The 15,476-nt window shown below is 54.6% G+C and carries 14 protein-coding genes; 9 read left to right on the forward strand and 5 right to left on the reverse strand.

All coding sequences use genetic code 11. From position 1 onward, the window contains the following. Positions 1–195 precede the first annotated feature (195 nt). From CSC3H3_RS05975 to CSC3H3_RS05985, 3 genes are all read left to right on the forward strand, one after another. Positions 196–720 carry a DUF1499 domain-containing protein gene (locus CSC3H3_RS05975; protein WP_101284274.1) on the forward strand — a complete coding sequence of 175 codons (525 nt, stop codon included), beginning with the start codon at positions 196–198 and terminating at the stop codon, positions 718–720. Between the two features lie 318 nt (positions 721–1,038). Beyond that, the gene (gene crcB, locus CSC3H3_RS05980; RefSeq protein WP_101269388.1) at positions 1,039–1,431 is read left to right on the forward strand and encodes a fluoride efflux transporter CrcB; all 393 of its coding nucleotides are present in this window, start codon (positions 1,039–1,041) and stop codon (positions 1,429–1,431) included. Then, the gene (locus tag CSC3H3_RS05985) at positions 1,428–2,498 is read left to right on the forward strand and encodes an RluA family pseudouridine synthase (RefSeq protein ID WP_101269389.1); all 1,071 of its coding nucleotides are present in this window, start codon (positions 1,428–1,430) and stop codon (positions 2,496–2,498) included. Before crcB ends, CSC3H3_RS05985 begins: the two co-directional genes overlap by 4 nt. A 75-nt stretch (positions 2,499–2,573) precedes the next feature. On the opposite strand, the gene CSC3H3_RS05990 is transcribed toward CSC3H3_RS05985, so the two are convergent. Continuing rightward, a complete protein-coding gene (locus CSC3H3_RS05990; protein WP_101284275.1) occupies positions 2,574–2,831 on the reverse strand; it encodes a hypothetical protein in 258 nt (85 codons plus the stop codon). 261 nt (positions 2,832–3,092) lie between these two features. Here CSC3H3_RS05990 and CSC3H3_RS05995 point away from each other — a divergent pair, with 261 nt between their 5' ends. Together CSC3H3_RS05995 and CSC3H3_RS06000 are read left to right on the forward strand one after the other, a co-directional pair. Next, entirely contained in the window at positions 3,093–3,791 is a 699-nt protein-coding gene (locus CSC3H3_RS05995; protein ID WP_101284276.1) for an HAD-IA family hydrolase, read from the forward strand. Between the two features lie 15 nt (positions 3,792–3,806). Then, positions 3,807–4,304 carry an SRPBCC family protein gene (locus CSC3H3_RS06000; RefSeq protein WP_101284277.1) on the forward strand — a complete coding sequence of 166 codons (498 nt, stop codon included), beginning with the start codon at positions 3,807–3,809 and terminating at the stop codon, positions 4,302–4,304. Between the two features lie 148 nt (positions 4,305–4,452). Here CSC3H3_RS06000 and CSC3H3_RS06005 read toward each other — a convergent pair whose 3' ends face one another. Next, entirely contained in the window at positions 4,453–5,067 is a 615-nt protein-coding gene (locus CSC3H3_RS06005) for an HAD family hydrolase (RefSeq protein ID WP_101284278.1), read from the reverse strand. Positions 5,068–5,463: 396 nt separating this feature from the next. On the opposite strand from CSC3H3_RS06005, the gene CSC3H3_RS06015 reads away from it, so the two are divergent. Beyond that, complete coding sequence (locus tag CSC3H3_RS06015; protein ID WP_101269398.1) at positions 5,464–6,288, forward strand: dienelactone hydrolase family protein; 825 nt, start codon at positions 5,464–5,466, stop codon at positions 6,286–6,288. Positions 6,289–6,420: 132 nt separating this feature from the next. Here CSC3H3_RS06015 and CSC3H3_RS06020 read toward each other — a convergent pair whose 3' ends face one another. Genes CSC3H3_RS06020 through CSC3H3_RS06030 form a run of 3 tightly spaced genes read right to left on the reverse strand, consistent with a single transcriptional unit; the run spans position 6,421 to position 9,066 of the window. Beyond that, on the reverse strand, positions 6,421–7,191 hold the full coding sequence (locus CSC3H3_RS06020) for an ABC transporter permease (protein ID WP_101269400.1): 771 nt from the start codon (positions 7,189–7,191) through the stop codon (positions 6,421–6,423). A 17-nt stretch (positions 7,192–7,208) separates the two neighbouring features. After that, positions 7,209–7,994, reverse strand: a complete 786-nt coding sequence (locus CSC3H3_RS06025) for an ABC transporter ATP-binding protein (protein WP_101284280.1) — start codon at positions 7,992–7,994, stop codon at positions 7,209–7,211. Positions 7,995–8,043: 49 nt separating this feature from the next. Next, positions 8,044–9,066 (reverse strand): ABC transporter substrate-binding protein, encoded by a 1,023-nt coding sequence (locus CSC3H3_RS06030; protein WP_101284281.1) that lies wholly within the window; start codon positions 9,064–9,066, stop codon positions 8,044–8,046. 213 nt (positions 9,067–9,279) lie between these two features. Here CSC3H3_RS06030 and CSC3H3_RS06035 point away from each other — a divergent pair, with 213 nt between their 5' ends. The 3 genes from CSC3H3_RS06035 (at position 9,280) to CSC3H3_RS06045 (ending at position 15,153) form a co-directional block, all read left to right on the forward strand. Beyond that, on the forward strand, positions 9,280–10,059 hold the full coding sequence (locus CSC3H3_RS06035; protein WP_245881300.1) for an ATP12 family chaperone protein: 780 nt from the start codon (positions 9,280–9,282) through the stop codon (positions 10,057–10,059). A 399-nt stretch (positions 10,060–10,458) separates the two neighbouring features. Beyond that, the gene (locus CSC3H3_RS06040; RefSeq protein ID WP_172963396.1) at positions 10,459–12,615 is read left to right on the forward strand and encodes a diguanylate cyclase domain-containing protein; all 2,157 of its coding nucleotides are present in this window, start codon (positions 10,459–10,461) and stop codon (positions 12,613–12,615) included. Positions 12,616–13,017: 402 nt separating this feature from the next. Beyond that, positions 13,018–15,153 (forward strand): diguanylate cyclase domain-containing protein, encoded by a 2,136-nt coding sequence (locus CSC3H3_RS06045; RefSeq protein WP_101284283.1) that lies wholly within the window; start codon positions 13,018–13,020, stop codon positions 15,151–15,153. The last annotated feature ends 323 nt before the right edge of the window (positions 15,154–15,476 follow it).

Raw genomic sequence — 15,476 nt, forward strand, 5'->3', positions numbered from 1 at the left:
TGTAACGTATATCCCCGCTTTTCCCCCCTGCGTTGCATTTGATGAAAAAGACCGGTGCGCTCTGCGTATCGGTCTTTTAATTTTGCGATTACAGTAGTTTAATATCTTTCGGATATATCGGGCTATCTGGCACAGTGTAACACACACGGTGGAGCATAGGCTGCCATCCACGGGGAAGAGTACAAGGGGAAGCAAGTGTCGCGTTTTGTGATGCTGATCATGTGGTTTATCGCGGTCGTAGGCCTGACATTCGCAGGTGTGCGATTCAGCGGGCTGCTTGATTCCATGCTGCCACCCGGCGAGCCGGAAATTACCCGCTTTTCCCCGGAAATGACACTTCCGGCACAGCCCAATTTTTATCTGGTCTGTGGCGGGGGCCATTGCCCACCCGCCATTCGCAAGGTCGAAAGCCCGGTTTTCCCGGTCAGCGCCGCCCAGCTTTTCAGTCGCATCGAAGAACTGGCTGCTGGCATGGGCGGAAAGGTCACCTTCCGCAATGGCGAAACCCTGCATATCCGTTTTGTGGTGCGAAGCCCCATTTTCCGCTTTCCCGACTGGGTTGATCTGCAGGCCTCCCCGGTCGAGGATAATACCAGCCAGCTTCTGGCCTATAGCCGTTCGGTCTATGGTGCGGATGATTTTGGTGCCAATGAAAAACGCCTGAAAAAATTCATCGCTCAGCTTTCCGCCCTGACCGCTGGTGCCAGGGCCAGCCAGTAACCTGATTGCCCTTGCATTGCGCCGGCATTGGCGTGGTTGACCGGGTAAAATGCGCTGTTTTGGGTGATAATTGCCTTAAATGATGGTGAAAAGTGGCCTTTGAGGCGTTTCAGGCACGGATTTGGGATGTCAATATTGCCTGAAAGCCTGTCCTCTGTTACATCCGGGGCCTGCCTTTTCTGATGTAACCGTCTTTCCGGCCTGAAATGACACGGCGAGGGGACGGCAATTTCATTTCATTTGATCCGTGCGAAGGCGCGCATCGCCCGTGCGGTTTTCGCATGTGACATTTGAACAATGAAGGACTAGCTTCCCGCCATGCAATTTTCACCGATCATTTTTGCCTGTGTCGCCCTGGGCGGGGCATTGGGCGCCATGTCGCGCTATGTCGTTTCCGGCTGGATGAATTCGCTGATGGGGCATGGCTTCCCGTGGGGAACATTCACGGTCAATATTGTCGGCTCGTTCATCATGGGGCTGGTAATTGAACTGGGCGCCCTTAAATTTTCCATCGGGCCGGAAATACGTGCCATCATAATTACCGGGTTTTTGGGGGCGTTTACGACGTTTTCCACTTTTTCCCTGGATGTGGCGACGCTATATGAACGCGGCAGTTTTGCGCTGGCGGCCCTTTATGTGACAGTTTCGGTGTTTGTCGGCATTTCCGCCCTGTTTGGGGCAATGGCATTAGTACGAGGAGCCGTCCAATGAGCGGTGTTACCCTGCGCCGGGTCAAGGCAGACGAGGCGGAAACACGCCTGGATCGCTGGTTCAAGCGCAATTGCCCTGAATTTACCTTTGGCCAGGTGCAGAAATTTCTGCGCGGCGGCCAGATCCGTGTGGATGGCAAACGTGCCAAGGCCAACCAGCGCCTGGAACCGGGCCAGGAAATTCGCGTGCCACCCGTGCCTGTAATGTCGGGCGGGGGCGAAGCACCCTGGCAGGATGGTTCCTATGAACCACGCGCCAAAACCGGCCCGTCACGCATTGATGCCAGCGAGGACGACCTGCAGGCATTGCGCGATTCCGTGCTGTTTTATGACGAAGTTGTCCTGGCAATTAACAAACCCGCCGGTCTGGCTGTGCAGGGCGGGACCAATACCGCCCTTCATATCGATGGCATGCTGGATGCCCTGAAGCTTGACAGCAAGGAACGCCCCAAACTGGTGCACCGCCTTGATAAGGACACCAGCGGTGTGCTGCTGCTGGCCCGTTCGGCATCTGCTGCGGCGGCCCTGACGCGCGCGTTTAAGGATAAAACCACGCGCAAGCTTTATTGGGCGCTGGTTGCAGGCGCACCTGCCGAACGCGAAGGCCTGATTGACGCACCGCTGGCAAAGCAGGGCGGCAAGGGCGGCGAAAAAATGGTAATCGATGAAAAGCAGGGTAAAACCGCACAAACGGTGTACCGGCAGCTTGCCCGCGCCGGGCACAAGGCCGCCTGGCTGGCATTATCACCGCTAACCGGCCGTACCCACCAGCTTCGCGCCCATACCGAGGCCATTGGCTGCCCGATTATTGGCGATGGCAAATATGGCGGGGCAAAAGCCTTTCGCGACGGTCTGGCAAACCAGATGCATCTGCATGCCCGTGCAATTGATTTCCCGCATCCCGTTACCGGGCATCGCGTGGTGATCGAGGCACCGGTGCCCCCGCATTTCGCCGAAAGCCTGAAAACGCTGAATTTCGATCCGAAAACTTTGACGAAGTTTTTGACGCCTGAAATTCACCGTGAAAAAGAAAAGAAACCTGCCCGCCGCGAAAGCTCCCGGCGCTAGGCTTTGAAAATCAACCCACCGGCAGGGCTGCCTTTTGGTGCCTGGCCGGTGGGTTTTATTTTGCCGGTTATTTCCCTAGTGGGTGAAACGGGCAATAAAGGCCTTGTGGATGCAGCGCAGATGCGTGGCATGAACCTCCATGCCGCACAGGTCGCATTCCCGGGCGCGTTTCAGCAGCATATTGGCAATCTGCTGGCGTCCATGTGCGCTATGAACCAGATTTTCGCCTTCTTCCAGCGCACTAATGATCGGAATATGTTCGCATTCGGCAATAGCGCAGATTTCGTCTTCGTTAAGATCGCTAAAGTCGAAGCAGTCTTTCAGGGTTAGCATGGTTTCCTCCCCTCGCTTTCGGGGCCGCTCCCAATTGTATTATATATTTCTAATGAATTACAGCGTGTGAAATTGCCCTTTGGGTTGAAGGGGTTGTGCGCAGTCTTCCGGCTTCGGTTCTTTTCGCGCGAAGACTCGGCGAAAATACCGCTTTGGGCTGGACCAACCGGGCTTCGCACGCTACCTGTTATCGGATTGATTGAAGGATAGACGATAGGGTGCCATGTAAAGGCATGGCCGCACACAATACAGGGTTTGTGAATGACAACGGATTTGCTGCGACTTGTGATTTTTGACTGCGACGGAACCCTGGTAGACAGCCAGCACGCCATTGCCCACTGCATGGATCACGCTTTTGCCGAACATGGCCTGGATTGCCCGGGCCTGGAAAAAACCCGCACCATTATCGGGCTAAGCCTGCCCGAAGCCATCACCCAGCTTGCACGTCCTGCAATGCTTGATGCCACCCTGATTGATGCGGTCACCAACAGCTACAAGTCCGCCTTTTTCACCCTGCGTCAAAGCCCCGATTTTTTTGAACCCCTGTTTCCCGGCGTCATGGAAGTGATCGACAGCCTGGATCAGCGCGGCTGGCTTTCGGGTGTGGCAACAGGCAAGGCACGGCGTGGTCTGGATGCGGTGCTTGATCGCAACAATCTTTCACGCCGTTTTGTAACGCTTCAGACTTGCGATAACCACCCCTCGAAGCCACATCCTTCGATGCTGGAAGCCGCAATGAACGAAACGGGCACCGACCCGCGCAATTGCGCCATGATCGGCGATACCACCTATGACATCGAAATGGGCCGGGCGGCAGGCATGCTGTCCATCGGTGTTGCCTGGGGCTATCACGACCGTGAAAAGCTTGAAGGCGCTGGCGCCCACGCTGTTATCGACCATTTTGACCAGCTACCCGCAATTTTGGACGAGTTATGGAAATCGGCCGAACAACCGGCCTGAGGCAAAGAAAAAGATATGACCGAAGAAAACTTCACCGCTGACGGGCAGGATATGGCCCTTCTGGACCCGGTAACTGTTGAAATCACTGTCCCGCGCGATCCCGAAGCTGCCTTTATCGCCTTTACCGAAGGATTTAGCGAATGGTGGCCGCGGGCAACCCACACCATTTCACGCGAGGAATGCACCGGCATTAAAATGCATCCCGGTCTTGGCGGTGAAATTATCGAAACGGCACGGGGCCGTGACCCGCAAATCTGGGGTAAAATCGAAATCTGGCTGCCGGGCGAACAGGTTGCCTTTACCTGGCATCCGGGTTGGGATGCCGGCGATTACACCCGTGTCAGTGTCAGCTTTGATCAAAATGCCTTTGGCCATTGCGTGGTCAAACTGGTGCATTGGGAATGGGAAAATCTTGGCGAAATCGCCAATGCCGTGCGTGATGGTTATGTCACTGGCTGGCAGCAGGTCTTTGGCGAGGTTTTCGCCACCTATTTGCGCCGGGGCAAAAAATAACCTGTCGGCATCAGGCGCTAAAGCCTTTTAAAGATCAACAGGCCGGTGGAAATATATCCACCGGCCTGTTTGTTTTTGTAATGGCGCAGGTTCGGGGCAATGGTCCCCGTTTGGACGGGGCTGTTTGCGGCCCGCCGCGTCATGTGCCTTACAGCAGGCCACGTTCCATCAAATCCCGGCGCAGGCGGGTCGGGTCTCGGAACCAATGGGTGGCAAAGCCCATTTCGCGTGCCTGCTGAATGTTCTTTTCAGAATCATCAATAAACAGCGTCGTTTTGGGATCAAAGCCAAACCGGCTGGCCGTCAGTTCGAAAATGCGCGGGTCGGGTTTGGCCAGTTTTTCCTGCCCCGAAACCAGAATTCCCTCAAAGCTTTGCAAAAACGCAAACCGCTCCAGCGCATGTGGCCAAGTCTGATGTGACCAGTTGGTCAAGGCATATAAATGAACTTCGTTTTTGCGTTTAAGTTCCTCAAGCAGGCGTTCGGTGCCCAAAATGGAACCTGCCAGCATTTCCGGCCAGCGATCGCGCCAGGCGGCAATCTGGTCGTGATATTTGGGGTGGCGGTGCTGTTGCTCGGGGATGGAATTTTCAAATTCCAGCGTCGCCTTGTCATGCAGAAAATTCCAGTGCGGGTGGCACACTTCGGCCAGGAAATATTCCATTTCGGCGGCATCGCTGAAAATCTTGCGATACAGGTGGCGCGGGTCCCAATCAACCAGCACACCGCCCAGATCAAACAGCACTGTTTTAATTTCCTGCATGTTTTCCTGCTCTTGGTTTGTGTTTATGGCGCCCACACTAGGGAAATTCGCCTGTAATTAAAAGTTGTCAAATCATGTCATGGGCGTTTCCGCCGGGCTTGGCCTGCATTTGCGTGTCTGGCGGTTGGGCAGGGGTGAAACTGTTCACACTGCGGATGGTTGCGGGCAGGTGCCCTTGGGCGCGGTTTTCCTGCAAATCGGGCATTTTTGGTGTTGCGGCACCAATATCATGACAGGACTGTGATTTGCCATTTGCAACCGGCTGGGGAAGGATTTTGCCGAATGCAGCTTTAGTCGGGGTGGGGTGCAAATCGGCATTGGGGACAAACAATTACGCCCCTGATGTTGCCCATATACGCAGCCACGCCGCATCAAACCAAAAATCAGGAGGCTTGGATGTGTACGCTTGACGGATGTGGATCACATGATCATTTGGGGCCGCCGCCAAAGGCAACAGATCAGGAACGACGCCTGTTTTTAAAAGGGCTGGCTGTTTTGCCGCTGGCAGTGGTGCTGGCCGATCCGATCCTGGCCCACGCCGCTGCCGAAACCCTGAAAAAGGTGACCATTACCGCGCCAACCGGTGAAACGATGGTTGCCGAAGTTATTTTGCCTGCCACCCTGCCGGCACCTGCCGTGCTGTTGATCCATGAATGGTGGGGGCTGAACGACCAGATCCGCGCAACCGCTGCCGAATATGCCAATCAGGGCTTTATCGCCCTAGCGGTTGATCTGTATGGCAAACCTGCGGCCACAACGGCGGATGGAGCAAAATCGCTGATGTCATCGGTGGACCCGGTGGCGGCAACATCAAAGCTGAAAGCATCGGTTGCCTATTTGAAAGACCATAAGGATTGCACCGGCAAGGTGGGCGTTGTGGGCTGGTGTTTTGGTGGCGGATGGTCGCTGAATACCGCCCTTGCGACGGATATTGATGCCTGCGTCATTTATTATGGCAATGTCGCGAAAACCCCGCAGCAACTGGCAAGCCTGAACGCGCCGGTGATGGGGCATTTCGGCACCCTCGACCAGAATATCAATAAGGCCATGGTTGGCGGGTTCGAGGAATCCTTAAAACAGGCAGGCAAAACCGACTATCAGATTTTCTGGTACGAGGCGAACCACGCCTTCGCCAATCCCACGGGTGGCCGTTATGACGCCGAAGATGCCAAGCTTGCCTGGGAACGTACCCTGGGCTTCTTCAAGGAACATCTTGCCTGATCTGATGCTGATGCCATCCGGGATTTAACCAGTTAAAACGGGCCTGCGAAACCAGTCGCAGGCCCGTTATTTTGTTTGCGCGCCCGGGTTAATACAGGCGGCGATGCTGGCTGATATGTGCTTTGCCGCAGTCTAGCCGTTCGGATTGGCGCGGTTGGCCCAGCGGGTGGACCGGCGTTCGACGATGTTGAAAAATTCATACATCAGAATGCCCATCACCGCGATTACCAGCAAACCGGCAAAAACCAGCGGCATGTTGAATTTCGATGATGCCGACAGCATCAGATAACCAACACCGATATTCGATGCCACCGTTTCCGAAATCACCGAACCGACAAAAGCCAGCGTAATGGCGACCTTCAGGGATGCAAAGAAATAGGGCAGGGCGCGCGGAAAGCCCACCTTGAACAGGATATCGGTGCGCGTCGCGCCAAGGGATCGCAGCACATCGCGCAATTCCGGTTCCAGGGTGGCAAGGCCGGTTGCCACATTCACCACGATCGGGAAGAACGAAATGATAAAGGCGGTAATAACCGCTGGCACCGTGCCAATGCCAAACCACATCACCAGCACGGGCACCAGTGCAACCTTGGGGACCGAATTGAACCCGACCAGAATGGGGTTGGCCGCCGTATAAATCGCCCGGCTGGACCCGACAAGTGCGCCCAGCAACACACCAAATACAACCGCAATCGCAAAGCCGAATACGGTTGTATAAAGCGTTTGCGCGGCATGCATCCAGATGGCGGCGCGAAATTTCCACGCGGCCTCAAGGCTGGCCGACGGGGTGGGCAAAACATAGTCCGGAATATGAAACAGCCGCACGATACCTTCCCATAACAGGAAAAGGACAATCGCGCTGATCCACGGGGTGGCCCGGCTTTGAAGGGTGCGTTTGGTCATGGTCTTTGCCCTTTCGCCTAGGCTGCGCGTACATCACGGATATAGCTGCGCAATTCGTGCACCAGATCGGTAAATGGCTGGGTAAAGGTTGTTTCCTGGTCCCGCGGACGGGGCAGGGTGTTTTCGCGTGCCACCAGTATTTTGCCCGGCCGTTTGGACATCACATAAACCGTGTCGGCCAGATAGGCGGCCTCGCGCAGATCATGGGTGACCAGAATCACGGTAAAGGGCCGCTTTATCCAAAGATTTTGCAAAATGTCCCACAATTCTTCGCGGGTAAAAGCATCAAGTGCGCCAAAGGGCTCGTCAAGCATCAGCAGGTCGGGTTCATGTATCAGGGCGCGGCACAGCGAAGCGCGTTGCTGCATCCCTCCTGAAAGCTCCCAGGGATATTTGTTTTCGTACCCGGCCAGTCCGACAGTTGCCAAAAGCTCTTTGGCGCGTTCGATATATTCCTGCTTGTGTTTGCGAATGCGGCTGCGATGGGGTTTTACAATTTCCAGCGGCAGCAGCACGTTATCAAGCGTTGTGCGCCAGGGCAGCAGGGTCGGGTTCTGAAATGCCATGCCAACAATCTTAAGCGGTCCGGCCACTTCGTGGGCATCCACGATGACCGTACCTTCGCTGGGGGGCATCAATCCCGATACCAGTTTCAGCAGGGATGATTTGCCACATCCCGAAGGTCCGACAACGGCAATAAACTCGCCCTTGCGGATCTTCATATCCGTCGTATCAAGCGCAAGGTCATCCCCCTCGCTATAACGCAGCGTGACATTGTTTAGCTCGACAAAACTGCTCGACACAGCCTTATTCTCCCTGCTGTCCTGGTGCTTGGCGCGTTTGTTATTTGTGTTATTTGATTTTGCGTTCTTCTTCGCCCGGCATGTAAATGCTGGTGAAAATATCGGCAACTTTCGGCGGGTTCTGCAGGCCAAAGGCCAGGCTGACCTGTTCGATGGCTTTTTCCATGCGGTCGGTCGAAATCGGGCCCATGCCATGTGCCAGGACTTCGTCGGTAATGACGTTATCCTCGATCACCATGTTCAGGCGTTCGGTTTCCAGGTCCGGGTCGATCAGCGGGTCAACTTCCTTAAGGGCTTCAATCGCCTCTTCGGGGTTGGCAATCGCATCGCGCCAGCCTTTGACAACCGCGCGCAGGAAACCGCGCAACTGGTCACCATGATTTTCCATCATGTCCTTGGATGCCAGAATGCCGTTGCCATAAAAATCCAGGCCGTAATCGGCATATTTGAAGACAACCATGTCTTCCTTTTTGATGCCCTGGTTTTCAAGGTTCAGGACCGATGTAAAATAGTGACCCGAAATGCCATCCACATCGCCGCGCACCAGCATCGGTTCGCGCAGGGGCGGGTCCATCGCTTCCCATTTCACATCATCAAGCGATAACCCGGTTGCCTTGGCAAAGGCCGGAAACAGCTTGCGCGAGGCATCAAATACCGGCGCGCCCAGTGTTTTGCCTTTCAGGTCTTCCGGCTTGTTAATGCCGCTTTTTTTCAGCATGAACAGCGAAAAGGGCGGGCGGTCATAAACCATGAAAATGGACTTCATGGCCTGGTCGGGGTGGGTGGCGTTGAATTCAACCAGTGAATTGATATCGGCAAAGGAAATGTCATAGGCGCCGCTGGCAACCCGCGTAATCGCCCCGACCGAGCCATTGCCCGAATCAATCGTGACATCCAGTCCTTCGTCGGCAAAATAGCCCTTCTTCTTGGCAAGAATATAAGGTGCGGTATGGCCTTCAAATTTCCAGTCGAGGGAAAATTTGATCGGCGTATCTGCGCGTGCGGAATGCCCTGCGACCAGCGCCGCAACCCCAAGGGTCAGTGCCGCAACCCGTAAACCTAGTTTACCCATCTGTCGAAGTCTCCTGATTGTATCGCGTTTTTGCGACATGTTTCATTGCCTCAAGCCCAAAAACCCGCCTGATACCAGCAAGCACCGTGCCATATTTCTGCCTTGGTCTGTTCCCGGCGGCTTTGGCGGGATTGGGCCGGTTGCTGGAATGGATAAAAGTTGGGCGATGGAATGTGCTGTGTAAAAAATATGCAAAATTTTGCGGAAAATGCCGTGAATGCTGTTTTTGGCATCAAATCGCTTGCGTCTTTTTGCGGATTTGGGCATATCGCCCCTATGGTAAATTCATCGATCAAACGGTTTTACAAGAGCGTCACCGCGGTTCCCGACCAAAACGGGGCGGGCTTTCGCGTTCATCTGGATGGCAGGGCGGTAAAAACCCCGGCCAAGGCCGAATTTGTGCTGCCCAATCAGGCCCTTGCAAACCAGATTGCCGCGGAATGGGATGCGCAGGGCGAACATATTGTTCCCGCCACCATGCCGCATATGCAGCTTGCCGCAACTGCGATTGACCGTGTCGCGCCCAACCGTGCCACCGTTATCGCCGAGCTGACAGGATATGGCCGCAGCGACCTTTTATGTTATCGCGCGCAATATCCTGATGATCTGGTTGGGCGCCAGAACGAACAGTGGCAGCCGCTGCTGGACTGGGCGGCAGGTGAATTTTCAATCGTGTTGAAGGTCACCCAGGGCGTTATGCCCGTTGTCCAGGAAGATGCTGCCCTTCTGGCCATTCAGGATATCATCGAACCGCTTGATGACCACGAACTGGCCGCTTTGCACACCCTGATTACTGTTTCGGGTTCGGTGGTGATTGGTCTGGCCGTGTTTCATGGCCGTCTTGACCCCGCCCAGGCATTTGAGATTTCCCAGATCGATGAAAGCTATGCCATCGAAAACTGGGGTGAAGACGCCGAAGCAACCGCACGTCGCGAACGTTTGCGTCACGAACTTCTTTCTGCTGGTGCGTTCCTGGATCTGCTGCGGCAGTAACATTATATTGCCGCGCGGCACATATGCCCGGTTTGGCTGATTTACAGGCATCTTTCCCATGGGAAGGTGCCTGTTTTGCATTTGCAGCATTATACTTTATGGCAAAGCCTTGGTCGCGTATCTTTCCCCGTGGTGGAGGGATATAGCGTAATTTCAAGGTCTTAACACGATGCGCGCCTGATTTTTGTGGGTGGCAGTAAGCGATTTCACACGAATTTTGCATAAAAATATGCAAACGCCATATACATACGTATTAGATTCATGCTTATATTAGATAAATCACTTTTCCCTTTCCAGACAACCGGGGGCAAACCCGGCACTGAGCCTTTTCGGGACCGAGCAAACTGCGGATCATGTGATGTAGGTTTGGGCGTTGCGCAGGCAACGCGGAGGCGATGCATGAAGACGGGTTATAAAACTGGTGAAAGCCCCGGAAGTTCATCGGAAATTGCCGAAGGCGTTGCATTGGCCGCAGCCCTTGGCGACGATGGTGCGCCACTGGTTGAAAGCCTGCTTTATTTCATTGATCTGGCCTGCCCGGAAAAAAGCAGCTTCAGCCCCAATCTGAAAAACATGTTGGGATATGACCCCGCCGATCTGGGTGTACCCGGCGTGGATTGGTGGATGCCGTTTGCCCATCCCGATGATATCAGTGATCTGTCGCCGATGGTTGAAATGCCTGCGATGCTGGCAGGGCAGGCCATTACCCGGCGTTTTCGCATTCGCCATAAAAACGGCGAATGGCTTGATGTTGTCGACCAGGCCATGCAAATCCCCGCGATTGCGGGCGGGGCAGGTGCCATCGTTGGCACCTTAAGCAATTTAACCCTGCATCGTAAAATTTCGCGCGCCCTGCATGAAAGCAATCGCCGTTATCAGCATTTGCTGGAAACCATTCCCGATGGTGTCATGGTCTATGATGCCAGTGGTAAAATTGTTCAAAGCAATCCGGCTGCGCAAAAAATGCTGGGGCTATGTGCCAGTCAGCTTTTGGGGCTGGATGCTGCCGATGGGCGCTGGCAGGCGGTGGACCAGCATGAAAACCCGTTTCCCCCCGAAAATTTTCCGGTTGTTCGGGCACTTCGCGACCAAAAGCCGGTGTATGGTGTGATTTTGGGTGTGCAATGCAAGGGTGATGTGCGCCTGTGGGTGCGCATTAATGCCCAGCCGCTATTTCTGCCCGGCACCACACAGCCTGATGGCGCGGTGGTTTCCTTTGCCAATGTCACCGATCTTAAAAACGCCGAAAGCGCGATGGCAGAGCGCGAAAACCTCTATCGCCAGATGTTTGACCGCAACCCAGCCGTCAAACTGTTGATCGATCCGTCCACCGGGCGCATCGTTGATGCCAACAAGGCCGCCTGCAATTATTACGGCTATGATTACGAAACCCTGCGTAAAATGGTGATCAGCCAGATCAATATGTCGCAGGGCGGCACCATTACCAAATCCATACAGGATGCGATCAGCAAGGGTTCGGCAATTTTTTCCTTCAAGCACAAGCTTGCCAGCGGTGCGATCCGTGATGTGCGGGTTAATTCCGGCCGCATCATGTTAAATGGCCACGAATATATCAATTCCATCGTGTTCGATGTTACCGAACGCAACGAATATGAACGCCGCCTGATCGAGGCCAACCGCCAGCTACAGCTTGAACGCCAGCGCCTGGATGAAATCATCCGTGCCACCAATGCCGGCACCTGGGAATGGAACATTCAGACAGGCGATATGCGCCTGAACGAACGGTGGGCCGAAATTGCGGGCTATACCCTTGATGAATTAACCCCGTGCAGTGTCGATCGCTGGACCAGCCTGTGCCACCCTGATGACCTTGATACCATCAATGCCCTGTTAACCCGCCATTTCGACCATGAAATTGATCATTTCGACTGCGAATATCGGCTGAAACATAAAAATGGCGGCTGGGTCTGGGTGCTGGACCGCGGCAAAGTGTTCGAATGGTCCGACGATGGTGCACCGTTGCGCCTGTCAGGCACGCATAGCGACATTACACCCTCGAAGGAAATCGAAGAACGCATTCGCCATATGGCCCTGTCCGACCCGCTAACCGGGCTTGCCAACCGCCACCAGTTTGAAGACCGCTTGCAAGGCGCAATTGAAAACTGCAAGGCGGGCGGGCGGCAGGTCGTTCTGATGCTGCTGGACCTTGATCATTTCAAACATGTCAACGACACCTATGGCCACCCGGTCGGTGATGCGTTGCTGGTTGATGTCGCCCAGCGCATTCAAAAACAGTTTCGCGAAAGCGATTTTATCGCCCGCCTTGGCGGCGATGAATTTGCCGTGCTGCTGACCAATGTTGAAAATATTGCCGTTGCCGAAAAGGCCGCCTCGCGCGTGATTACCGAAATTGGCCAGTCGCGCCAGCTTGAAGGTCACGAAATCCATGTGGGGGTCAGCATTGGTATCAGTGCGGGCTGCCAGGGGATTTTGCCAAAATCCCTTTATCGCCGTGCGGACCGCGCCCTTTATCAGGCCAAGGAAGCAGGCCGGAATACCTATCGGGTTCATCAAACGCCGCCTGCAACCCTATAACCATCTGATAAACATGCTTCTTCGCGTGCCGCTTATCTGCTGGCATGGGGATGCGCGCAAAGGTTTATTCGATTCGTCTTATTTAACCTGAAATTCTGCGCAAAATTGACGGTTTTTTACCCTGATACATTTCAATAATTAAAAACAATACAACCAGATATGGAAAATTGCGCGCGCCTTTGGCGAAAATTGCGATAAATCGCGTAAATACATGCCTCTGGCCCCCGAATTTACGCCAGATCAATTGCTGGAATGATTCTTATACCTATACTGTCGCTTAATCAGAGAGTGGGCAGTAAAAAGGGAATTGCCGTATTTGCTCTAGCGTAAATGTTGTCGGGGCAGGGTGCTGTCGGATAACGAAAAACGGCGCGCAGGCGGGGTGGCAATTCAGTAAATTCTATGAACGCGCTTTATCATGCCGGGCAGCAATCAGGCGGTTTCGCCGCAGGGATTGTTGATGGCGAAAATGCCACTGTATCGGCAGTGTCGGTAATTTACTGTGTTGACCTGGAAGAAGCGCAGGGCAGCTATATCAGCGCCAACTGTGCCCGCCTTCTGGGCGCTGCTGCCAGCGCGGTCATTCTCGATAGTGCCAACTGGTGGCATGATCGCGTTCATCCCGATGATCGCACCCGCCTGAAACTTGACCAGCTTCCCGAAGAATGGCCCGGTGGGGCGATTATTCGCCAGTTTCGGTTGCGCCACCCGGATCGTGGCTGGGTCCATGTGGTTGACCATGCCATGTTCACCGCCATGGGGCCCAAGGGGCACCGTGCGGTTGTTGGCAGCATGCGCGCCCTTCATGATGAACAGGATGGTGCTGATCTGCGTGCATCCGAAACCCTGCAGGAACGTACCGAATTCATCCTTGATCATGTCGCCGAAGGCGTGCTGGTTTATGATTTGAACGGCCATGTGCAGCAGCATAATGCCGCTGCCCCGCGCATTTTTGGCGTTGATCCCGCCAGTTTTTCGGGCTGGCATCCGCTGCCCGATGGTGCCCGCCTGCTTGATGAAACCGGCGCGCCGCTTACGCCCGATGATCACCCGGTAAATGTGGTGTTGCGCACGGGTGTTGCCTTTGATGCCGCCATCATCGGCATTTGTCAGTCATCCATCACCAATCAGACAATCTGGGTACGGATGCAGGCCATTCCCGCCCATAACCCCGATACCGGCGAATTTGACAGCATTGTCACGTCCTTTTCCGACATCACCGATGTTTACACGGTAGAGGAGGCAATGGCCGAACGGGAATCCATCTATCGTCAGATGTTCTTGCATAACCCGGCCATCAAATTGCTGATCGACCCGGCAACAGGCCGCATCCACGATGCCAATACTGCGGCAATCGCCTTTTATGGCTACAGCCACGAAAAGCTTTGCCACATGACGATTAGCGATATCAATGTGCAGTCTGATGCGCAACTGGGCCTTGCCATGCAGCAAACCCTGCAGGACGGGGCCGCTAGTTTCAGTTTCCATCACCGTCTTGCCAATGGTGATGTGCGCGATGTCGAGGTCAATACCGGTGCCATCCGCATTCACGGCAAGGAATTTTTGCATTCCATCATTTTCGATGTGACCGAACGCAATGATTACGCCCATCGCCTTGAACAGGCGAACGAGGAACTGGTTATTGAACGCCAGCGCCTGGATGAAATCATTCGCGGCACCAATGCGGGCACCTGGGAATGGAATGTGCAAACCGGCGAAATGCGCTTTAACGAACGCTGGGCCGAAATCATTGGCTACACCCTGGAAGAACTGGGTAAAACCAGCGTCGATACCTGGCGCAATCTGTGCCATCCCGATGATCTGGCGCAGTCTGACCGCCTGCTAAGCGAACATTTCGCCGGGCAGTCCAGCTATTATCAATGTGAATGCCGCATCCGCCACAAAAATGGCGAATGGGTTTGGGTGCTTGATCGTGGCCGGGTGTTTGACCGCGCTGCCGATGGCACGCCGCTTCGCATGTCAGGCACGCATAGCGATATTACACCTTCCAAAACCATCGAGGCGCAAATCCGCCAGATGGCTCTGACCGACCCGCTTACCGGCCTTGCCAATCGCCACCTGTTTAATGACCGCCTTGATCAGGCCATCCGGCTTAGCGAACGCATCAAACAGAATGTTGCCATGCTGTTGCTCGACCTAGACTGGTTCAAGGAAGTGAACGATACCTACGGGCACCCGGTGGGCGACAAATTGCTGATCGAAATTGCCTCCTTCCTCAAATCCCGTTTCCGCGATGCCGACGTGGTGGCGCGTCTGGGCGGGGATGAATTTGCCATTCTGCTGCCCGCAATGGCCAACCCGGAAGAAGCCCAAATCCCGGCTGCACGCATTATTCAGGAAATCGGCCGACCGCGCATGATTGACGGGGTTGAAATCACTGTCGGTGCCAGCATCGGCATCAGCTATTGCAAGGGCTGCGAATGCAATGCCGATGTGCTGTATCGCAAGGCCGACCGCGCGCTTTATCTGGCAAAGCGCGGTGGGCGCAATACCTATCGCACCATCCCGGCCTGTTAATTGGCTGTCGCATGCCGTGGCCGAAAGCAGTTTGACCTGATCCAGCCCCCTTTGCGCGGTGGGTTGGCGAGGGGGAACTTGGGCGTTTGATGGGGTATTGCCATTCATCGCGTTCCGTCTGACTTTTGAGCACTCGTGGTTCTGGCTACTGCTTGTCTTCCACCTGTCTGTTTTGCCTTTGGCAGTACCAGGATCGTATGCTTTTTCGCGGGCAAAGGTCAGATGATCGGGGCTTTGCAACCATATGTGGTTTTTCTAATGCAGCTAGACTTTAGTCCTGTCTGATCTGGTATTCTCTTTTGACGTTAGGGAATTCAGGCGTT

Source organism: Thalassospira marina, assembly GCF_002844375.1.
Classification (GTDB): domain Bacteria; phylum Pseudomonadota; class Alphaproteobacteria; order Rhodospirillales; family Thalassospiraceae; genus Thalassospira; species Thalassospira marina.